At 38.8% G+C, this 21,673-nt stretch carries 22 protein-coding genes; 6 read left to right on the top strand and 16 right to left on the bottom strand.

The window, feature by feature from the left end:
- The first annotated feature begins 1 nt into the window (after nt 1).
- A complete protein-coding gene (locus E6H07_18340) occupies nt 2–568 on the top strand; it encodes a DUF4256 domain-containing protein (GenBank protein ID TMI61856.1) in 567 nt (188 codons plus the stop codon).
- 99 nt (nt 569–667) lie between these two features.
- Here the strand turns inward: E6H07_18340 and E6H07_18335 are convergent, their stop codons facing one another.
- From E6H07_18335 to E6H07_18325, 3 genes are all read right to left on the bottom strand, one after another.
- A complete protein-coding gene (locus E6H07_18335) occupies nt 668–1,978 on the bottom strand; it encodes an OmpA family protein (protein TMI61855.1) in 1,311 nt (436 codons plus the stop codon).
- An 82-nt stretch (nt 1,979–2,060) separates the two neighbouring features.
- Nucleotides 2,061–2,651, bottom strand: a complete 591-nt coding sequence (locus E6H07_18330; GenBank protein ID TMI61854.1) for a septal ring lytic transglycosylase RlpA family protein — start codon at nt 2,649–2,651, stop codon at nt 2,061–2,063.
- On the bottom strand, nt 2,648–4,414 hold the full coding sequence (locus E6H07_18325; protein ID TMI61853.1) for a hypothetical protein: 1,767 nt from the start codon (nt 4,412–4,414) through the stop codon (nt 2,648–2,650). The genes E6H07_18330 and E6H07_18325 overlap by 4 nt, the downstream gene beginning before the upstream one ends.
- Between E6H07_18325 and E6H07_18320 the strand changes: the two genes are divergently transcribed.
- Nucleotides 4,376–5,398 carry a hypothetical protein gene (locus tag E6H07_18320; GenBank protein TMI61852.1) on the top strand — a complete coding sequence of 341 codons (1,023 nt, stop codon included), beginning with the start codon at nt 4,376–4,378 and terminating at the stop codon, nt 5,396–5,398. The two genes, E6H07_18325 and E6H07_18320, sit on opposite strands and share 39 nt — an antisense overlap.
- A gap of 2 nt (nt 5,399–5,400) precedes the next feature.
- On the opposite strand, the gene E6H07_18315 is transcribed toward E6H07_18320, so the two are convergent.
- The 11 genes from E6H07_18315 to E6H07_18265 form a co-directional block, all read right to left on the bottom strand.
- Nucleotides 5,401–5,700 carry a DUF952 domain-containing protein gene (locus E6H07_18315; GenBank protein TMI61851.1) on the bottom strand — a complete coding sequence of 100 codons (300 nt, stop codon included), beginning with the start codon at nt 5,698–5,700 and terminating at the stop codon, nt 5,401–5,403.
- On the bottom strand, nt 5,700–6,692 hold the full coding sequence (locus E6H07_18310; protein TMI61850.1) for a chorismate synthase: 993 nt from the start codon (nt 6,690–6,692) through the stop codon (nt 5,700–5,702). The genes E6H07_18315 and E6H07_18310 overlap by 1 nt, the downstream gene beginning before the upstream one ends.
- The gene (gene aroA / locus E6H07_18305; protein TMI61849.1) at nt 6,689–7,990 is read right to left on the bottom strand and encodes a 3-phosphoshikimate 1-carboxyvinyltransferase; all 1,302 of its coding nucleotides are present in this window, start codon (nt 7,988–7,990) and stop codon (nt 6,689–6,691) included. The genes E6H07_18310 and aroA overlap by 4 nt, the downstream gene beginning before the upstream one ends.
- A gap of 31 nt (nt 7,991–8,021) precedes the next feature.
- Entirely contained in the window at nt 8,022–9,041 is a 1,020-nt protein-coding gene (gene aroB, locus E6H07_18300) for a 3-dehydroquinate synthase (protein TMI61848.1), read from the bottom strand.
- Between the two features lie 109 nt (nt 9,042–9,150).
- Complete coding sequence (locus E6H07_18295) at nt 9,151–10,218, bottom strand: 3-deoxy-7-phosphoheptulonate synthase (protein ID TMI61869.1); 1,068 nt, start codon at nt 10,216–10,218, stop codon at nt 9,151–9,153.
- Nucleotides 10,219–10,391: 173 nt separating this feature from the next.
- Nucleotides 10,392–11,099 carry a hypothetical protein gene (locus tag E6H07_18290; GenBank protein TMI61847.1) on the bottom strand — a complete coding sequence of 236 codons (708 nt, stop codon included), beginning with the start codon at nt 11,097–11,099 and terminating at the stop codon, nt 10,392–10,394.
- 6 nt (nt 11,100–11,105) lie between these two features.
- Nucleotides 11,106–11,954, bottom strand: coding sequence for a prephenate dehydrogenase (locus tag E6H07_18285; protein TMI61846.1), 849 nt, complete (start codon nt 11,952–11,954; stop codon nt 11,106–11,108).
- 57 nt (nt 11,955–12,011) lie between these two features.
- Nucleotides 12,012–13,202 (bottom strand): aminotransferase class I/II-fold pyridoxal phosphate-dependent enzyme, encoded by a 1,191-nt coding sequence (locus tag E6H07_18280; protein TMI61845.1) that lies wholly within the window; start codon nt 13,200–13,202, stop codon nt 12,012–12,014.
- A complete protein-coding gene (locus tag E6H07_18275) occupies nt 13,193–14,020 on the bottom strand; it encodes a chorismate mutase (GenBank protein ID TMI61844.1) in 828 nt (275 codons plus the stop codon). The genes E6H07_18280 and E6H07_18275 overlap by 10 nt, the downstream gene beginning before the upstream one ends.
- 197 nt (nt 14,021–14,217) lie before the next feature.
- Entirely contained in the window at nt 14,218–15,912 is a 1,695-nt protein-coding gene (locus E6H07_18270) for a DEAD/DEAH box helicase (protein TMI61843.1), read from the bottom strand.
- 246 nt (nt 15,913–16,158) lie between these two features.
- Entirely contained in the window at nt 16,159–16,341 is a 183-nt protein-coding gene (locus tag E6H07_18265) for a hypothetical protein (protein TMI61842.1), read from the bottom strand.
- A 135-nt stretch (nt 16,342–16,476) separates the two neighbouring features.
- On the opposite strand from E6H07_18265, the gene E6H07_18260 reads away from it, so the two are divergent.
- Both E6H07_18260 and E6H07_18255 read left to right on the top strand, forming a co-directional pair.
- Entirely contained in the window at nt 16,477–17,046 is a 570-nt protein-coding gene (locus E6H07_18260; protein TMI61841.1) for a sigma-70 family RNA polymerase sigma factor, read from the top strand.
- On the top strand, nt 17,046–18,161 hold the full coding sequence (locus E6H07_18255; GenBank protein TMI61840.1) for a trypsin-like peptidase domain-containing protein: 1,116 nt from the start codon (nt 17,046–17,048) through the stop codon (nt 18,159–18,161). Before E6H07_18260 ends, E6H07_18255 begins: the two co-directional genes overlap by 1 nt.
- Nucleotides 18,162–18,213: 52 nt before the next feature.
- Here E6H07_18255 and E6H07_18250 read toward each other — a convergent pair whose 3' ends face one another.
- On the bottom strand, nt 18,214–19,107 hold the full coding sequence (locus E6H07_18250) for a nucleotidyltransferase (GenBank protein ID TMI61839.1): 894 nt from the start codon (nt 19,105–19,107) through the stop codon (nt 18,214–18,216).
- Nucleotides 19,108–19,150: 43 nt separating this feature from the next.
- Between E6H07_18250 and E6H07_18245 the strand changes: the two genes are divergently transcribed.
- Nucleotides 19,151–20,047 (top strand): pyridoxal-phosphate dependent enzyme, encoded by an 897-nt coding sequence (locus tag E6H07_18245; GenBank protein TMI61838.1) that lies wholly within the window; start codon nt 19,151–19,153, stop codon nt 20,045–20,047.
- 75 nt (nt 20,048–20,122) lie between these two features.
- Entirely contained in the window at nt 20,123–20,827 is a 705-nt protein-coding gene (locus E6H07_18240) for a hypothetical protein (GenBank protein ID TMI61837.1), read from the top strand.
- A 33-nt stretch (nt 20,828–20,860) separates the two neighbouring features.
- On the opposite strand, the gene lipB is transcribed toward E6H07_18240, so the two are convergent.
- Entirely contained in the window at nt 20,861–21,598 is a 738-nt protein-coding gene (lipB, locus tag E6H07_18235; GenBank protein TMI61836.1) for a lipoyl(octanoyl) transferase LipB, read from the bottom strand.
- Between the last annotated feature and the right edge of the window lie 75 nt (nt 21,599–21,673).

Below are 21,673 nucleotides of genomic sequence, written 5' to 3'. Positions count from 1 at the left end.
AATTAATAGCATGAAAAAGAAATTATCTCCAGACCAACATTCAACATTACTCAAAACATTGAAAACCCGTTTTGAGAAAAACATGAATCGTCATAAAGGTCTTGATTGGGCTAAAGTACAAGCAAAGCTGGAAGCGAATCCTGAAAAACTGTATTCACTTAACGAAATGGAAATAACCGGCGGTGAGCCAGATATTGTTGGTCATGATAAAAAGACCGGTGAATATATTTTTTATGATTGTTCAGCTGAAAGTCCGAAAGAAAGAAGAAGTCTTTGTTACGATCATGAAGCTTTGGAGAAAAGAAAAGAACATAAACCAGCAGATAGCGCTATTAATATGGCAACTGACATGGGCATTGAACTTTTAACAGAAGAACAATACCAGGACTTGCAGAAACTTGGAAAGTTCGATACCAAAACCTCGAGCTGGTTGAAAACACCTCCAGATGTCCGAAAACTCGGTGGATCCATTTCTGGTGAATTCCGCTTTGGCAGAGTCTTCATATATGCCAACGGTGCAGAATCTTATTTTGCTGCCAGGGGATTTCGTGGCTCAATAAGGATTTAATCCCGATAGCTATCGGGATTACAGTGGCCTCCATAAAAAAATCCCGCCTCAGCAGCGGGACTTTTTTTATAAGATTATTCATTATTAAGTATCAATTCTCTAATCTTTGATCTTAATTTCTATTCGGCGGTTCTTTTTACGACCTGCAGCTGTTTTATTATCTGCTATAGGTTGTTTTGATCCAAAGCCTGATGTGATCATACGGTTGGCATCAACTCCTTTACTTACAATGTATGCTTTAACGGCTTCTGCTCTTTTCAACGAGAGCGGATTATTTATCTTATCTGAACCTGTATTATCAGTATGGCCATCAATAGTAACTATAACACCTTCATTTTTCTTCATATAAGTTACTACTGTATCCAAAACATCTTTTCCTTGCTGTAACAATACAGCACTGCCTGACTTAAATACAACTTCATGAAACTTAATTCCAATTACCGGGCAACCAAAATTATCTGCAGGACCGGCTGTTTTCGGGCATTTGTCTTCTTCATCATTTACACCATCACCATCGCCATCAGGAACAGGGCAACCCTGGTAACGGGCCACACCCGCAGCGTTAGGACATTTATCATCTTCATCATTCAACCCATCATTATCAGTATCCGGAATCGGGCAACCCTGGTAGCGGGCCACACCTGAAACGTTAGGACATTTATCATTATCATCATTGACGCCATCTTTATCTGTATCAGGAACAGGACAACCCTGATATTTTACAGTACCTCTTTCTGTAGGGCATTTATCATCTGCATCATTAATTCCATCGCCATCAGTATCTGCTGGTCTTGGTGGTGGAGGTGGCGGTATTACTACAGGCTCTTTCTTTTTAGTCAATGCACCTGCTACGCCAAAACTATAAAAGAAGTGATGCGCCGTTGTTTCATTTGTTACCGGCACACGATACTGGAAGGTTGAGAATAAATGTGCTTCATCAAATATGCTTATTTTTAATCCCACACCAAGTGGCATTACAGCACCCCAATATTTACCGTACCAGCTTGCACCAACACCTGCAGTGATATAAGGTTGTACAGTATGTTTTTCAGAAAGCATTTTCAGGTTCAGTGATGCATCTGCTTCCAGTAATAAGTTATCATTTGTGAAATTTTTTCCGGGCATGGGATAACGAAGAAATGATCCTGCAAGTGTACCGGCAAAATCAACATGCTTTCTCAATCCTTTGAAATAATGCACAGCAAGACCGCCTTTCATTTCACTAACGTTGGCCCATTTGCCATCACGTAAAATGCCGGCGACATTCGATGCTTTTATTCTCTCAGGGGTAACGAAGTCATTAAAGAAAAAGCTGATTCCTATTGCAGGCCTCCTGATTTCGTCGTCCTGTGCAAAAAGGGCAGATGAAAAAGTACAGAGTGCCAGGGCAACTGCTAAGATTTTCTTCATAAAGCGTAGTTTGGTTTAGTCAGTAACAAAAATAACGGGTTGCTTCTATTTCCGAAAATAAATTATTCCTTTCATATTCACGTCATTGGGCAGGTTTCTTTTTGCCCAAAACCTCCACTTTGACACGGGTCAACCCAGCATTGATATAACCCAACTTTGAGGCTGCAGCCCTTGACAGGTCTACGACACGCTTCATTTTGGTATGAAGCCGGTCATTTGTCTTCACTAGTACCGATTTCTTATTTCGAAGATTAGTTACCCGAATCCATGTACCCAGTGGCAGTACATTACAGGCAGCAGTCATTTTTTTCTGATCGAAAATTTCACCATTAGCGGTCTTTTTTCCATGGAAACTATTGGCATAAAAACTGGCAGTGCCGTACAAAATCCGGTTGGAGGTTTTCTTTTTGTCCTCGTCCTTTTCTTGTTTCTTCTTTTCTTTTTCTTGTTTCTTCCTTTCCTTTTCTTGTTTCTCCTTTTCCTTTTCTTGTGAATACGCAGAATTGATGGTGAATAGCCCTGCAAGAAGGAACAGTATACTGAATTGAAGTGTTTTTTTCACGATACCGGCAACATAACCTTTTTTAAGCACAGGTTGCATCGCAGTCCTTTCATCGTTCCGGGTTCTGTTCAGCATTAATTGAGCCCCCTGTTTTTGAAGCATAGCAATCATTTATGTGAATAATACTTCTGTCGCAGCAATGCATCTTCGCCATAAATATCATCATAAAAAATTATAGTTCCGTTTTTTCCTTCGCAGGAAAAATACCTGAAAAAAACAGGTACTTTATTTTTAAACGAAACCGTATGTTTCTCTTTTTTCTGAAGCCAGACTACAATAGAATCCCTTACGGCCTGCAGGCTATCAGGGTTTTTATAGCGGGTACTATCATTGGAAAGAAAATAATTTGACATTTTACTCCATTCCTGTACACGAACACATCCATGACTCAACGACCTTGCATCACGACTGAATAAATACCTTTCGTTTGTGTCATGCATATACACCTGGTATTTGTTATAAAAATTAAATTTCATTATGCCCAATGCATTTGCATCACCGCTACCCTGTACTACGTTGTAAGGAAGACCTTTCGTGTATTTATACCAGTCAACAGAATCAGGACTTATCTCCTCTCCCTCTTTATCGAACAATGAGTATCCTTTTTTAGCAAGATAGCTGCTGTCACGCCTCATACCGGGTATAATATCTTTTATAACAATGCTGTTTGGTATCGTCCATTTTGGATAAGTGATCATTTCATACACTGAGCTGGTAAGTACCGGGGTTCTTGTCAATGGTTTTCCCACTACTACTTTCGAGCTGAGTTTTACTGTGTCATTTTCAATGATCCGCAATTGATACGATGGAAGATTGACCCAGATATATTTTTCCGGCATTTTCTCCGGCAACATTTTAAACCGATCGAGTGTGATCGCAATACGATGAAATTTTACGTCATCATTATTGTTCAGTAGCCGTATCGTTTCACCACCGGCTTTTCCATCTGCCGTAATTTTTTTATTTAACTGAAACCTTTTTACTCCAGCACGGATCTTTGAAGTATCAGAACCAATAGAGTCGGTGGCGAAATATCCGCCTTCGATCAACCGCTTCTTTAATAACTGCCTGAACTTAACGGTATCGTAGTAAGGAAAAGGCAATTGAGTGAATGAGCGAAAATCTGCGCTGTCTAAAAAATTTTTTAACCCTGCTTTTAATTCATAGTACCCTTTGTGCTGAGGCTCTAATGACTGCAGCACCTCAGAAAGTGATTTTGTTTGTAATACCTCATTCAGTTTTTCATTGATAAATTCATTGGTCAAAACCGAATCCGTTCTTTTCATAACGCTATCATTCTGCAAACGGCCCAATTTTACATCTGAAAAAACTTGTGCTAATGCATCGGTCAATAGAATGTCCGACACAGCCCAGAGGTTAGCATCACTTTTTGAACCTTTACCTGAGGTATCAGCAATAAATAATTGGCGTATAGAATCGAGATCTTTGAAATGATAATTTTGAGGAAACAAACCCCATTGTTTTGCATCACGTATAAAATCAAACAATGAATCACCAATTGGCAACCAGTTTTCTTTACTGCTCCAAAGGGGTTCATTCTTTCTTTGTTCGTATATAAACTCAACCGTTTTTTCCTGGTTGAGTTGTATTGAATCATTCAGCAAGTTTTTATCGTGAATGGCAGATTGAATAAAGTCACTCATCAGCTCAGTTACTTTTTCATCCATCTTTTCAGGATTGTCTACTATTACTGGTTTTGCAGGGCCCTTGCTTCCACAGGAAGCAATAAACAGGCAAAAAACAAAAAATCGGAAAATGTTGAAGGGAGTGTGTGGTTGCATATTCAGCTTTTGCCGTACATTCATTTTACAGCTATGATATATCTGCTCAACAAAATAACTAAAGGATTTCATTATCGGTTTGCAGGGTTGCTTATTTTATTCACATCTTTCACTATTGTAGGTTTTTCACAACCGTTGCCCGGTTTTAAGACGACGGGCAGCTTTGCAGAGCAGGAATTTTATTCTGAAAGTTTTGCAAAAGATGTTATACTAAGTATCAATGCACCGGAAAAGTTTAACAAAAAAGGAAAAACCTACGTCGTATTGTTTGCTTTGCCAAATGGAAACAGCATTGAATGGACAAAAGGGAAAAAGATGAAGCCGGGTGATGACTGGCATTTTGATATTCAGCATATCGCTGCACAAACACGGTTTGTCCGCAATCTTGATAAAAAAAATAATTACATCGTAGTTTACCTGATGGCTGCACAAAAAAGCTGGCCGATGTGGAAAAGAACGACCCCCGATTCAAAAAGAATTATTAAAAATATTGTTGACAGCCTTACCGGAATGTTTTATGCATATGATCCTCAAATTATATTAAATGGACATAGCGGTGGTGGCAGCTTTATCTTTGGGTACCTTGATATTGTTGAGAAAATTCCTGCAAATGTTGAACGAATAGCCTTTCTCGACAGTGATTATGGTTATGAAGACAGCTTGCATACAAAGAAATTTACAGACTGGCTACAGCAAAAGAAGAATAGCAAATTAATTGTGCTTGCTTATAATGATAGCCTGGTAATTTTTAATGGCAAACCTTTAGTAAGCCCTACAGGTGGTACATGGTACCGCAGCCGGTTGATGCAACGAAAACTGGCTGAAACATTTCAGTTCAAAACAGGATCTGATACTTCAATGATAACACATGAAGCATTTAAAGAAAGAATAAAAATTATACTGAAAGAAAATCCCCGCGGCCTTATATATCATACTGTACAGGTAGAAAAAAACGGTTTTATACTTTCATTGCTTTCTGCAACGAAGTTTGATAAAAGAAAATACTTTACCTATTTTGGAGAAAGAGTTTATACTGAACTGATAAGTGAAGAATAAAACTAAATGTTCACCACTTCAACAACTGCATCTGTATTAATAGGGCCGTAAATATGGGGAAATGTATCTTCAACAGAAGATGACCATTCAAAAACAAATCTGCTGCTGAGTTTATCTGTGTCAATAACCAGTTTGACCAGATCCTTTTTACCGCAAAAATATCTTTCAAGCACACCAGCCACCTGGTTTTCTTGTGAGCAATGAATAAAACCTTCTTCAGCTAAAGAAGTTGATTCATAAAACCCTTGTTTTGCAGCATTCGTCCATTCCTGTTTTGTAGTAACGTGGTAAATAATTGGCATTAGAGTATTCGTTGTATTTTATTTTCAAGCATCATAAAATCTGCAAGCACTAAAGCTGTAACCGCTTCTACGATCACCGGAGCTCTTAATGCAACACATAGATCATGTCGTCCTTTAATAGAAAATTTTTCAAGCTTTTCTGTGTCCCAGTTCAAACTTTCCTGTTCTTTAGGAGTTGATGAAGTTGGTTTAATTGCCAAACGAAATACTAATTCATTTCCATTTGTGATTCCGCCGACAACTCCACCTGCATGATTAGTTTTTGTTTTGCCTTCCATATTTTCAATAGCATCATTATGTTGGCTGCCGAACATTTTTGCGGCAGCGAACCCAGTTCCGAATTCAATGCCTCTTACAGCAGGTATAGCAAAAACAATATGGGCTAAAGCTGATTCAACAGAATCAAAATAAGGTTCACCCAAACCAAGCGGCAAACCATTAACACGACATTCAATAACACCGCCAACAGAATCTTTTGCATCAATTGCATTCTGCAATCCTTTTTCAAGATCTTTTTCACCACCGATCTCTACAACCTCCGCATGAATGCGGAGGCCAGTCATCAGCATTTTTGCAATGGCGCCTGCTGCAACGATTCCTGCTGTTAATCTTGCACTGAAATGTCCACCTCCGCGATAATCCTCATTGCCGCCAAATTTCTGATGAGCAACCCAATCAGCGTGACCCGGTCTTGGTATGCTTCTTTGTTTATTATAATCTTCGCTGCGGGTATTTTTATTTTCAAAAAGAATTGTGATCGGGAAACCTGTTGTCTTTCCATTAAAGATGCCGCTTTTAAAAATGGGATAATCTTCTTCTTGTCTTGGTGTAGTTCCTTTATGCTTGCCACCTTTTCTTCTTTCGAGGTCAGCTGCTAAATCTTCCGGCGATAATGATAAACCTGCGGGACAACCATCAATAGTTATGCCTACGCATTCACCATGTGATTCTCCAAAAATGGAAACTCGGAATATTCTGCCGAAACTATTCATGATATTTTGAACTTATTATCTAAAGATACATCAGCACCCAGCATTTTCAAGTGTTCATAAAAATCAGGATAGGATTTATTCACCGCTTGTGCTTCATCAATCACCGTCATATCGTTTGCTTTTAATGCAGCGACGGCACAAGCCATAGCTATGCGATGGTCATGATGCGAATGTACATCGGCGCCTTTTACAACATCACCGCCATGAACGATCATTATATCATCTTCTATATCTATCTGCACTCCCATTATATCAAACTCATCCTGCAATGTAACAGCACGGTTACTTTCTTTATGCACCAATCTTGAAACACCTTTGATAGTTGTCTTTCCTTTACAATAAGCCGCTAATGCAACTAATGGCGGAAAAAGATCAGGACAATCCGTTGCATCAAAATCAAATGCAGTCATAGGAGCCGGATGCAATTTGATCCCTTTTGCTTCTATTGCAATTCCTGCATTTGCTTTTATCAAAGCATCTACAATTACTTTATCTGCCTGTGTACTCATCATATCCAAACCTCTTACCGTTATCGGACCTGCAATAGCACCTGCAACCAATAAGAATGCACCACCGCTCCAATCACCTTCTACTGTGTAAGCCCCCCCGCCCCCCAAAGGGGGATTCTGAGAAGAGTCATTATAATTGAAAATAAATTCTTCATAGTTTTTGTTTTCAGGAACTCTCATCCCAAATTGTTTCATTACATCAAGTGTCAAATCGATATAGGGCTTGCTTTTTAAATCCTTTACTTTAATTGAAACAGTTTTTGCACCTGCTGCTGCATAAGCCATCAGCAGGCCTGTAAGAAACTGTGAACTCAGCGAACCATCCATTTCAATATTCTTTGGTTGCAATGGGCCTTGAATGACAATTGGCAACTTTCCTTTGTTACTTTTGATCTTTACATCTAACTGTGGCAATATCTCATCAAAAAAATCCATTGGCCTTTTAATTAAACTACCACTGCCATTGATGGTAATTTCTTTATCACTTAATGCAACGATCGGTGTAAACATTCTGATGCTTAATCCTGATTCGTCACAATTGATCGAATCTAAAATAGGGTTTACTCCCCCGCTTTCCACTTTCAATTCTCCATCTGCCATTTCAACCCATGCACCTAATGCTTTTATAATTCCAATTGCTGCTTTATCATCATTACTATGACCGGGATTATTTAAAACTGTTTTTCCTTTTGTGAGTAATGCTGCCGCACAGGCTCTTTGCATAGAGCTTTTCGAAGCATTTGCTTGAATTGTTCCCGATAAATTTGACGGATGTATTGTTACTTTCATACCCCTATCCCCTAAAGGGGAATATTAGTTTTTATAGATTTGAAATAATTTTTTCTAATTGAGTCAAGGAAATGCTTTTTACAACTCCCTTTCCTATTTTTTCCAATAACACATAATTCATTTCTTTTCTTTCTCTTTTCTTATCCATCTTCAACACATCAAATACTTTTTGTTTGTTGAAAGATGCATAAGTGGGTAGCCTGTATTTTTCCAGTAGGCTTACTACTTTTTCTGTTTGCTTAAAACCAGTAAGCTGTTCAGAAATATGACAAGCATAGGTCATTCCGATAGAAACAGCCTGGCCGTGTGATAGCTCATACTGATTTTCCAATGCATGCCCAAGTGTGTGACCGAAATTGAGTAAACGCCTTTCGCCTTTTTCAAACTCGTCCCGTTTTACAACTGCAGCTTTTATCATTGCATTTCGCTGTACCAGTTCACAAATCGATTTCTGCCTGCTTTGATAATGCTTCAGTGATCTTGTTTCCAACTCGCTGAACATCGCTGCATCTTTTATACAAGCATGTTTAATGACCTCAGCAAAACCATTTTCCCATTCTGAATCCGGCAAAGAATTCAGAAAAACCATATCATGCAAAATAAAAGATGGCTGGCGAATAATGCCTACTAAATTTTTATAAACTCCCACATCAATTCCATTCTTGCCTCCAATACTTGCATCTACCATTCCCAAAATGGTTGTAGGAATAAAACCAAAACGGATACCACGCATATATACAGAAGCCGCATAGCCGGTAAGGTCTGTAATCACCCCGCCACCTACTCCTACCAGTGTTGTCTTGCGGTCAGCTTCCATTGCTATTAGTTGCTGAACGATATTATCAATGGTTGGCTGTATTTTAAATTCTTCACCAGCCTGCAGCACCATTGTGTTCCAGTTTTTAAACCGCTTTTCATGTGCATTGTAAATATTTTCATCAGTGATGATGATAGTATTTGCAGGATCAGCTATTTTTTTCAAATGGCTGATACCATAAGCGAGGTAAAAATCAGTGGATGAACTGCCAAACTTATAAGTGAGTTTCTTCATACCCCTATCCCCTAAAGGGGAATTTTGATTTTATTATTATCGAACAATACTATTTCACACAAAGCAAAGTAGTCACCAACCTAAATCTCCCCTTTAGGGGGCAGGGGGTTTAACTATCCAACACCTTCTTCTGATGATTGATACTTTCCATATGCACAGCATCAAAATATTTTGTCACAAACTCTTTGCTTAATCCCAGCTTATCACCTTTTATAAATGCCCTTTCAAGAATTTCATTCCAGCGGTTGGTTTGCAGGATGGTGATATTGTTATTCTTTTTATACTCACCGATCTTTTCTGCCAACTTCATACGCTGACTTAGTATCTGCATCAGCTCATCATCCAAATGATTGATCTGCTGGCGTAGTTTTTCCAATGCTGCATGATATTCTTCGCTGCTCACATCTTCCTTGCGCCATATTATATGTTCAAGTATTTCCTTCAAACGTTCCGGCGTCACCTGTTGCTTTGCATCACTCCAGGCATTATCAGGATCGATATGACTTTCGATAATGAAACCATCCATATCAAGGTCGATAGCACGTTGTGCAACATCGGCCAATATATCACGACGGCCACAAATATGTGAAGGATCATTGATCATCATCAGTTCCGGGTTGCGGCGTTTCATTTCAATTGCCAGTTGCCACATCGGCGCATTACGATATTCAGTATTACCATAGCTGCTGAAGCCGCGATGTATCAAACCGATTTGTTTGATACCTGCACGGGCCACTCTCTCCACAGCACCGGTCCAGAGATCCAGGTCAGGGTTCACAGGGTTTTTGATCAACACAGGCACATCAACACCACGCAATGCATCCGCTACTTCCTGTACACTAAAAGGATTCACTGTCGTTCTTGCACCGATCCATAAAATGTCAACATCAAAAGTCAGCGCATCCTGTACTTGTTTACCAGTTGCAACTTCAACAGTCACCGGCAAACCCGTCAGTTTTTTTGCCTGCTGCATCCAGGGCAATCCTTTTGCACCCACACCTTCAAAGCCACCGGGTTTTGTCCGCGGTTTCCAGATGCCGGCACGCAATACATCCACCATGCCTGTTGCGGCAAGACGTTGTGCCGTTTGCAATACCTGTTCTTCAGTTTCTGCACTGCAAGGGCCCGAGATGATCATCGGCCTTTTATTCCATGCCTGTTGTGTGATTTCTTTCATTGTTTGTTCTGCTGTTTGCATTGTACAAATTTAAACCCCCGGCCCCTAAAGGGGAGCAAAGAGGCAGTTTTTAATTTATTTTTTATTTAATGCCCTGCATTACTACTATTTAACTTTTGTTGCGACGCTCCGTTCAGGGTTCTGTTCACTATCGAGCATAATATTTATAATAATTACGCAAGAAAACTCTTTGCTAATACAAAAAAAGTAACCCCAAATAATAAAAAAGACATCACATAAAGCACAAGACTCAATCTTAAACACCTCCTCATCCAAATTCCATATTTTCCAAAATAGTTTTGAGGTACATCTTTTTCTTTTACCGAATAAACAGTCTTAATAACTTGACTTATATCTTCGATAGCCAACTCATACTCCCCAGCGGACCACTGAGCCATTTCCTTATATAACTCTCTGGCCTTTTCATGCTCTTGTTTTTTGGCAAACTCGTCAAACAAATTGTATTCTTCTTGTGTTTGCTCTGGGAAATCTTCTCTAAAAAAATGTGATACCATTTCCGCAGTTTCATCCCCATGAAGTTCTCTAATATGTATTGGATGGAGATATTTATCCAACATGATATCAAGTACTAAACTCAATCGAAGAGCCAAAAATTCTGAAATCAAATAAATTATTCTTCCGAAAATGCCTGATAAAATTGAAGCAGTAAGAAATACAACTACATATTTTTTTGTGCTATCATTTAAAAAAGCGAGTCTATCAGAATTAGTTAACACAAATGCTAAACTTCCTATTGAAAAACCAATTAGCCATACTATTACTTTACTCACATTTTCTGAAAGACGATTGGCTAAGTCTTGGCTGGCCGATAAGGCATTCTTATATGACTCGGCAATTAATTGGTGATGGTTTTTTTTCATAACGTTCTATTTTATTATCCTCCTTATCTTATTCGCATCCTCAATCAACCGCATCAGGTATTTATCATCTTCCTGTTCGATACTTTCTTTAAATCTTGTCAGCTGTGCAATATGCTCTTTCAACACATCCAGCACATTTACTTTATTCTGTAAAAAGATCGGCACCCACATGGCCGGGTTACTTTTTGCCAACCTCACTGTACTTTCAAAACCGGCTGATGCCAGTTCAAAGATTGCGTTCTCTTCTTTTTCTTTTTCCAAAACTGTATTCGCTAATGCAAAAGATGTGATATGCGAAATATGACTTACATAAGCCGCATGCAGGTCATGCGATACCGCATCCATTTCCAGTAAATGCATGCCAATCTTTTTATACATATGTTTTGTCCACTCGAGAGCATCAGTATCACTCTCTTCAGCATTGCAGATAATTACAGCTTTATTTTCATAGGCGCCACGCACTGCCGCTTGTGGTCCGCTGTATTCGGTACCCCACATCGGATGCGTGGCTACATATCTCCCCCTTTTGGGATGATTTTTTATGAGTTCCATCAATTGCGATTTTGTTGAGCCCAGGTCTATTACGATTTGCTTATCAATTTTATCGAGTATGGCAGGCACAACTTTCAACATTACGTCAACAGGTATTGCTAATACAATGACATCTGATTGGTCAATTGCTTCATCGAGGTTCATTGTTTCATCTACCAGTTCCAGTTCTACTGCTTGCTGTGCATGTTCCGGATTTGCATCTACGCCAATTAGTTTCGATGAAAGCTTTTTCTCATGCAATTGAATTGCAAGTGAACCGCCGATCAAACCAACTCCTACTATTGCTATTTTCTTTCTTTCCATAAACCTTTATTTTTTATCTCCAGCCTAAAGGCTGGAGCAAGTCATGACAAACCTCCATCACAAATTAGATTCACTTTTTATTCTTTCGATTGCTTCTTCAAATTTTTCTACAGGGCTGCACAGGCTTACTCTTATATAATCATTTCCTGCACTACCAAAAATTCCTCCGGGTGTAATAAACACAGCACATGTATAGAGTATCTCATCGCTTAGTATTCCACCTCTTCCTAATTGATGACTCTTAAGCCCCTCCTTTGGAGGGATTGGGGAGACCTTTGCCCATACAAACATGCCCGCTTGCTGTTTTGAATATTTACATTTTAATAGATCCAGCAATTCAAAAACTCTTATCCTTCTTTCATTGTAAACTTTATTCACTTCATCGTGCCAGTCTTTGCCTAGTGTCAGAGCTTTTGCAGCAGCGAACTGTACCGGTAAAAACATGCCGCTATCCATATTACTTTTAAACCGCAGCACTTCTTCAATTCGTTCTTTTGCTCCGCAGAGCATTCCTACCCGCCACCCAGCCATGTTCTGTGATTTGCTCAATGAGTTCAACTCAATCACACAGTCTTTCGCCCCATCAATACTCAACAAACTCATGGGATTTTCATTTAATATAAAACTGTAAGGATTATCATGAATGATCAGGATTTTATGTTTACTTCCAAATGTTACTAATTTTTCAAATAATTCTTTTGATGGTAACTGGCCAGTTGGCATTTGCGGATAGTTGACAAACATCAGTTTCACTTTCTTCAGTTTGCTTTTTTCCAGTTTATCAAAATCAGGTTCGTAATTGTTCTTAGCCCTTAATTTATACTCCACGCATTTGCCACCTGCTAATTTCACAGCACTTGTATAAGTTGGATATCCGGGATTTGGAACCAGCACTTCATCACCCTTATTTAAATAAGTCATGCAGATATGCATAATACCTTCTTTGCTTCCTATCAATGGCAGCACTTCCGTATCTGGATTCAAATCCACTTCATACCATTTCTTATACCAATCACTCATTGCCTTTCTCAGCACAGGGGAGCCTTTGTAAGATTGATAAGCATGAACATTTGGTTTTGCAGCTTCGTCCTGCAATGTTTTTATCACATCGGGGTGTGGCGGCAGATCAGGGCTACCAATACCGAGGTTAATGACATTCCTGCCTTGTTTATTCAGCTCATCTATTTCTCTCAGCTTTTGAGAGAAATAATATTCAACAATACCTTCTAATCTTTTTGCTATTTCCATAAACCTCTTTTATAAACTCCATAAATTTTTATTCCTGCTGTTAATGGTTTTATTTCTTCGATCACTTTATTAAACTGTTCTGCTGATTCAAATTCCATATCTGCATGAAAACTGTATTTGAAATCACTACCTGGAATTGGAAAGCTTTGCAGTTTGCTTAAGTTGATTCCACCCTCGGCAATTTTAGTCAATACCTTTGCCAGGCTTCCTCTTGAATGGTCTGTATGAAAATTCACTGATGCTTTATCCGCATTTGCAACAGCCTGCACGACATCTTCCCGCTGCAAATACAAGAACCTTGTATAATTGTTTTTCAGTGTATGAATATTCGGCGCAATTACATCAAGGCTATATAACTCAGCAGCCAGTTTACTTGCAATGGCTGCAATATGTTTGCTCTTATGCTGGTGAACATGTTTTGCACTCAAGGCCGTATCATCAGTTTCTACCAGTTTCCATTTATGTTTATCCAAGAAATCATAACACTGCTGTAAAGCCATCGTATGCGAATGCACTTCACGGATATCTTCCAGCTTCACCCCCGGGTTTACTAATAAGTTTTGCCTTATTTGTAAATAAATTTCACCGATAATTTTAAGATTACTTTTCTGCAGCAAATTATAGTTGGCAAGAATGCTTCCAGCAATTGAATTTTCAATTGCCATTACGCCGCCATCACTTTCTTTCTTATTGGAAGCGATCTTTACTACATCCCTGAATGTATCACAGCAGATCACCTGCACTTCTTTACCAAAGAAAAGTTGCGCAGCCACCTGGTGAAAACTGCCTTCATAACCTTGTATTGAAACTTTTGCCATAATATAAAAAAAGAGTCCCGGCGTTTTGCCGGGACTCTTTATATTGATTTTGGTTTACCTTATCTATTAATCAACAAAAGCATTCCCGGCTTCTTTCCAAAAAAGAAGTAATAAAAATAATAACCGAAATATGCTCTTCCTGTGTTCATGCTTCAAATGTAATCAGCAAATGCTGAGATTCAAAATTTAAATTGAGATTAATTACGACGGCCACCACCTGATTCAGCATCATTCATTCTTATTTTTCTGCCACGGTAATTCTTACCATCAACGGCTTTGATCATTTTCTTAGCTGCACTTGCCTCAATCTCTACCCAACTATTCATCTCCTTCATATCTATTTTTCCCAATACTTCTTTCTTCAAGTCACTCATATCAAGAATGAATTGCAGGAAACTTGCTTTATAAAATCCATCCTTCGTTCCAAGGTTTACAAACAAACGTTGATAATTTCCGTTGCCGGCAAATGATCTTCTGCCTGATTCTCTTGAAGAAGAATCTTCTCCACGACTTGATCTTTCCCTTCTATCTCCGCGTTCGCCTTTTCTATCTCCACGTCTGTCCTCCCGGATATTTAAGTCAGCTGCATTTTCATAATATCTTAAGAACCGATCAAACTCCAATGCCGCCACACGTTGCAATATTTCTTCTTTCTCAACGCTTGCAAATTTTTCTTTCAGATCAGGTAAGTATGTTTCATAATCACCGTGACTGATATCTGCTTTCAGCATTTTCTCTATAAAATGGAAAAACTGTTTACGGCAAACATCTTTACCGGCAGGTATATCCATTTTGTGAACCCTTGAATTCAATATTCTTTCTATCTGCTTCAGCCTGTATGTTTCTTTTGGTGTAACAATTGAAACAGATATACCGCTTTTACCAGCACGGCCGGTACGACCACTACGATGTGTGTACACTTCCACATCATCAGGCAATTCGTAATTTATAACATGGGTAATACCCGTTACATCAATACCACGTGCCGCTACATCCGTAGCGATGAGCAATTGGATGCTTTTATCACGGAACAAGCCCATCACTTTATCACGTTGCTGCTGTGTCAGGTCACCATGTATCGCATCGATATCATAACCTTCTCTTGTTAAACGTTCAGCTATATCCTGTGTATCCATTTTTGTCCGGGCAAATACGATTCCGTAAATGCCGGGATTAAAATCAATAATTCTTTTTAAAACCTCGTACCTGTTATGATGTTGTGTTGCGTAATACTGGTGATCGATGTTGGCAGCTCCTGCATTTGTCTTACCAATTGTAATTTCAAAAGGTTTATCCATATACCTTTTGCTTACATTCCTGATCTCCGGTGGCATGGTAGCGCTAAAGAGCCAGGTGCTTTGACGGTTAGGTGTATTCTTTAATATAAATTCTATATCATCTTTGAAACCCATATTAAGCATTTCATCTGCTTCATCCAGTACTACGTAATGAATCTGGTCAAGATTAATTGCTTTACGTTCGATCAGATCAATTAAACGGCCAGGGGTAGCGACAATAACATGCGTTCCTTTTTTCAGGCTTCTTATTTGTTCGCCGATAGATGCGCCGCCATAAACTGCGGTATTAGCAATATGGTCTTTCTTGTTTTTAAATGAATCCAGGTCTTTGGTGATCTGGAGGCAAAGCTCACGGGTGGGGCAGACAACTAATGCCTGCGGAAAGCGGTTTTGCTTATTTATTAATTGTAAAAGCGGTAAGCCGAATGCGGCTGTTTTGCCGGTACCGGTTTGTGCCAATCCTACAAAGTCTTTTGTCCCTTGTAATAAAACCGGGATTGATTTTTCCTGTATCGGTGTGGGTTGTGTAAATCCTAAAGCTGAAATGGAATGTAAGAGCCCTTCTTCAATTCCTAATGACTCGAATGTGATCACTTATTATTGTTTTAATTGATTTCGCTGGTAGCTGGCAAAGGTAGCCAGATTTGCCTGTATGACTAGAAAGTAATTATGAAATGAATAAGCCCAGCTAAATCCTTATTAATCCGATAATCAGTGAAAAAAAATAGTCACCCCGGAAAACCGGGATGACCTCTAACGATTGCTTGCCATATAGAAATTCTTACCGGTTGTGCTAAATAGTTGCAAGCCCCTATTAAGCCCGACTCAATACAGTACTAATTACTTCTTAGTAGTATCAGTTGTAGTTTTGATAGTTGTATCTGTGATAGTTGTTACAGTATCAGAATTTGGAACTGTAGTAACAGTAGTATCAGATTTTGTTTCAGTCGTAGTTGCTTTTTCATCGTTGTTACAAGCTGCAAATACGCAGGCAACTGCCATAGCTAAAAGAAGTTTTTTCATGTTTTTTGTTTTAAAAGTTTAAAATCGATTTGGAGTTAATACCCGGTCCCCTGAAAAGTAACCCCAGATTTAAATATTTTTTTTAGAGCCGTGCCGGGTTACTATTTTTAGAAAAAAGTATAAAACTCAGGATAAGTGAAAGAAGAGATCAACGAAAAGAGCCTTTTGCAAGGATTGGCCCGAAACGAAAGGATTGCTGCTGAAACCATTTACCGCGACAACTTTAATATGGTTCAGTCGTTGGTTATCAATAACAATGGCACGTCCGAAGATGCCCGTGACATTTTCCAGGAGGCGATGATAGTTCTTTATGAGAATGTAAAAAAGAGTGATTTTGAGCTAAATTGCCAGATCAAAACCTATGTTTATTCGGTATGCAGGCGGCTTTGGCTCAAGCGTTTGCAACAAATTGGCCGGTATTCAATAGATGTGAACAGTATGGATAACCTGGTTCCGGTGGAAGAAGATGTAGAAAATCACGAAAAACGAAATACCGAGTTTGAAATGATGGATATAGCCATCAGTAAACTTGGCGAGCCTTGTAAGAGTCTTATTGAAGCATTTTATTTACAAAAGAAGAATATGCAGGAAATAGCAGATGACTTCGGGTACACCAATGCAGACAATGCAAAGAACCAGAAGTACAAATGCCTGATGCGGTTGAAAAAAATATTTTTTACTCATTATAAAAATAGTGATCAGTGATGAATGAAGTAACGACTTTAGAAACGATTGAACGCTATCTCCGCGGTGAAATGACCCCGGATGAAAAAACATTTTTTGAGAATCTGCGTAAAACTAATCCTGAAATGGATCAGCTCGTGGTGGAGCATACACTTTTTCTTCAACAGATCGACAGTTTCAGCGATCGGAAGAATTTTAAAGCAGATCTACAGCATATTCATATAGAGCTTACCGAAAAAGGTGATATAAAACCAGCGAAACTTGTGGGCAAGGCAAAAGTTGTTTATTTATGGAAACGCTATAAGAGAGTTGCCGCTATTGCAGCAAGCATTGCCATCATTACTACGTTGGGAGTTTCTTTACTGGTGAATTCACTTATGCCACGAGCTAATAAATCAGAACTGCAGGACCTGAGCAGGGATGTGAATAAAGTAAAAGAAGAGCAAAAAGTTCAGGGACGTGAAGTAAAGAACCTTAAGGACAAAATGAAAGATGAAACGGTTGGAACAAAAATACCTTTCCGCACTGCCGGTACCGGTTTTATGCTTGACGGAAAAGGGTTTTTGGCTACTAATGCACATATCGTAAAGAATTCAAGAAATATATTTGTCATTAATAGCCAGAACCAGCAGTTCAGAGCAATTGTAGTTTTTACTGATCTGGCAAAAGACATTGCTATATTGAAAATATCGGATGATGATTTTAAACCGATGACCAATATCCCTTATGGAATTCGCAAATCATCAACAGATGTGGCTGAAGCAATTTATACCCTTGGATTTCCGAGAAACGATATTGTATACAGCGAAGGTTACCTAAGTGCTAAAACAGGTTTCAATGGTGATACCCTTAGTTGCCAGTTAGGCATTGCAGCTAATCGAGGAAACAGCGGTGGGCCCGTTTTTAATCATGATGGTGAAGTAATTGGTATACTCAGTACCAAAGAAGCAGATGCAGAAGGTGTAGCATTTGCCATTCAGTCAAAATATATCTTCAATGTAATTGAACAGTTGAAGAAAAATGATACAGCCTTTCAGCGTATAAAACTGCCGGCAAAATCATCCCTGAACAGCATGAACAGGCAACAGCAGGTTAAGAGGATCGAGGATTTTGTTTATATGATCAAAGTAAATTGATAATTCGTACTATCAGCATAAAGAAAAGCCCCGCAATTGTGGGGCTTATTTTTTACCAAAGTCTTTCGGGATATTCTCCATCAGCGATCAGTTTATCGAGACTTTGCTTTACACCCGGTGCATCTTCCTTATAGGTTACGCCAAACCATTGCGAAGTAGTTGGTATCACCTTTACGACTCCACCATCTTTGATAAATTGGTCGGCTACAATTGGAATAAAGAATTCTGATTTAGGTAAATGAATATTTTCTGCAAGAAATTCAGTGAACATTTTTTGAGTATAACCAAATACTGCGGGATGAAAACACCAGAAATTCATAGAAACACTTGTATCTAATGAAAGCTCTTTAGGTTCCCATTCATCATCACATAAGATCTTCCCATTTTTCATTGAGATATTAATCCGCTCCTTAATGCCTGTGAGATTTCCTTTACCGTCTTCTGTACATACACCCCTGTTTACTGTTCCATGGGGTGAAAGTGTTTTCAGCAAGCTATACCCAATTATGGCAAAAAGATCTTTAGATGCATCATTGCGGAGAAATGCGGCAGCTTTATCAAATGCATCATATCCATAAAAATCATCCGCATTAATTACAGCAAAAGGCTCATGCACGGCAGGTCTTGCACATAGAACAGCATGTGCTGTGCCCCATGGTTTGCTTCTTTCCTTGGGTATATTAAAGCCCTCTGTAAACGCATTCATTTCCTGGAAAACATAAGCAGTTTCAATTTTCCCTTTCAGTTTGGGCTCGAATATTTCTTTAAAGTCAGCAGCAAATTCTTTGCGAATAATAAAAACAACTTTAGTAAACCCGGCGCGGATTGCATCATAAATAGAATACTCCATTATCGTTTCTCCACCGGGACCAAAACCCTGTACCTGCTTCATACTGCCGTATCTTGAAGCCATGCCAGCCGCTAATATTACCAATGTTGATTGCATCTGTTATAATTAAGGACACGAAAATAAATAAATTCGCAGTTGAATGCGGGATTTAAACTTCAATAATATTAAAACACAACCAGTCGTTAATGAATTATTCAGCGCCAAAAACATTTTTACTTTTGTGTTAAGACTCGATAGCCTGCACCCTGTGATCTCCGGTAATAAATGGTTTAAGCTGAAACATTATATTGAAGAGGCAAAAAAACAGAATAAAAAGACAATCGTTACTTATGGTGGGGCATGGTCTAATCATATTGTTGCCACCGCCTGTTCCTGTTCACTTAATAATTTAAAATGTATTGGCATCATACGGGGAGAAGAGCCTTTAGTTTATTCTGACACTTTGAAAGCTGCGCAGGAATATGGAATGCAGTTTTATTTTATCAGCCGCAATGATTACAGAACTAAAGAACTTCCTGCTGGCATAAATGCTGAAGATGTTTATATTATTCCTGAAGGCGGGTATGGAGAAAAAGGAGCAGCCGGTTTTGCAACTGCACTTGAATACTGTGATAAAAACAACTTCACTCATTTTATTTGTGCTGTTGGCACCGGCACCATGATGGCCGGAATTATTAAAGCCGTTTCAGACAAGCAGGAAGTAATTGGCATTCCTGTTTTGAAAAACAATCCTGAACTGTCACCTGCAATAACTCATTTACTTACCAGCGAAGAAAAACAGAAGAAATTTAAATTGATTGAAGGTTATCATTTTGGTGGTTATGCAAAACAAACACCGGAGCTGACAGGGTTTATGAATTCGTTTTACAACGAATCAGGTATTCCGACCGACTTTGTTTATACCGGCAAATTATTTTATGCAGTGGATCGGTTGATACAGGAAAATTACTTTGGGCCGGGAAGTAAAATACTGATCATTCATAGCGGTGGTTTGCAGGGAAACGCATCTTTACCGAAGGGAACGTTAATATTTTGAGAATGGTTTTGCCAGAGCCTTATCTTTGCGGGCAATAAGAAAAGAAATCCAATACTGAATCCGTTATTATCAGATATGAAAAAATTAGTACCTGTTATTCTTTTACTCATCATTTATTCATCCGTTACTGCGCAGGATACGTTGCCAAAATTTACTGTAAGGAATATTGGTTCCAATAAAATTGTGATCAGTTGGGTAAATACTTTTAAAAATATCCGCCAGATAAGTATTCAGCGTTCATTTGATAGCTTAAGAGATTTTAAGACCATAATGACTGTTCCCGATCCCACTGTACTTGAAAATGGTTTCCTCGACACCAAGGCATCAAGTGATAGAATGTTTTATCGCCTTTATATCATGCAGGAAAAAGGCGTTTTTTTCTTTGGCTCATCAAAACGACCTGTATTTGATAGCATGGCTGCAAAAAAAAGAATGACAACAAATGGAAAAATGGAAAAATCCCCTGGTACTGATTCTGTGTGGGGACCAAATCCTTCATTGAAAGAAAAAGACAAGGTAAATACGTTTGTAGCTTCCAAATATGTTTATACCCTGGGAGATGGTTATGTCCGCATTAATCTGCCTGAAGGAACAAAAAAATACAGCGTTAAATTTTTTGATGAGAAAGATGTTCAGGTTTTTGAAATAAAAGAAATACCGCTGAAGAATTCTAAACTGGATAAATCCAATTTTTATCACTCAGGCTGGTTCCGGTTTGAGTTATATGAAGATGGCAAGTTGTTTGAGAAACACAAGTTTTTAATACCGAAAGAGTTTTGATGGCGAGTGGCTAATAGCAAGTAGCTAGTGGCGCTAAATAATTTCTACGTCAAACACTTTTGCAAAGTTTTTCTTGACTTTTTCTTTTGCTTCTTCATAATCGATCTTGCGACCGAGTTCTTTTTCAATTGAAGTGACCTGCTTATCCTGGATGCCACAGGGAATGATATTACCAAAGAATGATAGATCAGTATTTACATTGAGTGCAAAACCATGCATAGTGATCCAACGACTGGTGCGAACGCCTATTGCACATATTTTTCTTTCCTTACCTTTTATGTCTGCATCGATCCACACCCCTGTTTCGCCGGGTGAACGGCCCGCTTCAATTTCATAATCAGCTAGTGTAAGAATAATTGTTTCTTCAATATTGCGGAGATATTTTCCAATATCTGTATAAAATTTTTCAAGATCCAAAATAGGATAACCAACGATCTGGCCGGGACCATGGTAAGTAATATCGCCGCCGCGATTGATCTTAAAATACTGAACTCCTTTTTCTTCCCGCTGATGTTCATCAATCAGCAGGTTGCTTTCATTACCGCTTTTGCCCAAAGTGTAAACAGAAGGATGTTCAACAAATAGCAAGTGATGCTCTGTCGTGAGACGTGAGTCGTGAGTCGTGAGTTCGGATTCGTCAACTCCTGACTCTTGACTAAAAACTAACGACTTCCTTTTCACATTTTCCTGCAATAACTTCTCCTGGTAATCCCAGGCAGTTTTATAGTCCATCTGGCCGAGATCCTGGAATATGACTTGCTGTTTTGACATACGAATCTGCAAATTTAAGATTGTAGCGGCACATGGTTACTTTTGCGGATTATGACGATAAGAATTACCGGAAGA

The organism is Bacteroidota bacterium, from assembly GCA_005882315.1.
GTDB lineage: Bacteria > Bacteroidota > Bacteroidia > Chitinophagales > Chitinophagaceae > VBAR01.
This window is presented reverse-complemented; position numbering and strand designations above follow the sequence as displayed.

What these genes read in the sequence shown, in the direction of transcription:
- E6H07_18335 (TMI61855.1), bottom strand. Translation starts at nt 1,978, where the DNA reads ATGAAGAAAATCTTAGCAGTTGCCCTGGCACTCTGTACTTTTTCATCT.
- E6H07_18330 (TMI61854.1), bottom strand. Translation starts at nt 2,651, where the DNA reads ATGATTGCTATGCTTCAAAAACAGGGGGCTCAATTAATGCTGAACAGA.
- E6H07_18320 (TMI61852.1), top strand. Translation starts at nt 4,376, where the DNA reads ATGATATATCTGCTCAACAAAATAACTAAAGGATTTCATTATCGGTTT.
- E6H07_18325 (TMI61853.1), bottom strand. Translation starts at nt 4,414, where the DNA reads ATGAAATCCTTTAGTTATTTTGTTGAGCAGATATATCATAGCTGTAAA.
- E6H07_18315 (TMI61851.1), bottom strand. Translation starts at nt 5,700, where the DNA reads ATGCCAATTATTTACCACGTTACTACAAAACAGGAATGGACGAATGCT.
- E6H07_18310 (TMI61850.1), bottom strand. Translation starts at nt 6,692, where the DNA reads ATGAATAGTTTCGGCAGAATATTCCGAGTTTCCATTTTTGGAGAATCA.
- aroA (TMI61849.1), bottom strand. Translation starts at nt 7,990, where the DNA reads ATGAAAGTAACAATACATCCGTCAAATTTATCGGGAACAATTCAAGCA.
- aroB (TMI61848.1), bottom strand. Translation starts at nt 9,041, where the DNA reads ATGAAGAAACTCACTTATAAGTTTGGCAGTTCATCCACTGATTTTTAC.
- E6H07_18295 (TMI61869.1), bottom strand. Translation starts at nt 10,218, where the DNA reads ATGAAAGAAATCACACAACAGGCATGGAATAAAAGGCCGATGATCATC.
- E6H07_18290 (TMI61847.1), bottom strand. Translation starts at nt 11,099, where the DNA reads ATGAAAAAAAACCATCACCAATTAATTGCCGAGTCATATAAGAATGCC.
- E6H07_18285 (TMI61846.1), bottom strand. Translation starts at nt 11,954, where the DNA reads ATGGAAAGAAAGAAAATAGCAATAGTAGGAGTTGGTTTGATCGGCGGT.
- E6H07_18280 (TMI61845.1), bottom strand. Translation starts at nt 13,202, where the DNA reads ATGGAAATAGCAAAAAGATTAGAAGGTATTGTTGAATATTATTTCTCT.
- E6H07_18275 (TMI61844.1), bottom strand. Translation starts at nt 14,020, where the DNA reads ATGGCAAAAGTTTCAATACAAGGTTATGAAGGCAGTTTTCACCAGGTG.
- E6H07_18265 (TMI61842.1), bottom strand. Translation starts at nt 16,341, where the DNA reads ATGAAAAAACTTCTTTTAGCTATGGCAGTTGCCTGCGTATTTGCAGCT.
- E6H07_18255 (TMI61840.1), top strand. Translation starts at nt 17,046, where the DNA reads ATGAATGAAGTAACGACTTTAGAAACGATTGAACGCTATCTCCGCGGT.
- E6H07_18250 (TMI61839.1), bottom strand. Translation starts at nt 19,107, where the DNA reads ATGCAATCAACATTGGTAATATTAGCGGCTGGCATGGCTTCAAGATAC.
- E6H07_18245 (TMI61838.1), top strand. Translation starts at nt 19,151, where the DNA reads ATGCGGGATTTAAACTTCAATAATATTAAAACACAACCAGTCGTTAAT.
- E6H07_18240 (TMI61837.1), top strand. Translation starts at nt 20,123, where the DNA reads ATGAAAAAATTAGTACCTGTTATTCTTTTACTCATCATTTATTCATCC.
- lipB (TMI61836.1), bottom strand. Translation starts at nt 21,598, where the DNA reads ATGTCAAAACAGCAAGTCATATTCCAGGATCTCGGCCAGATGGACTAT.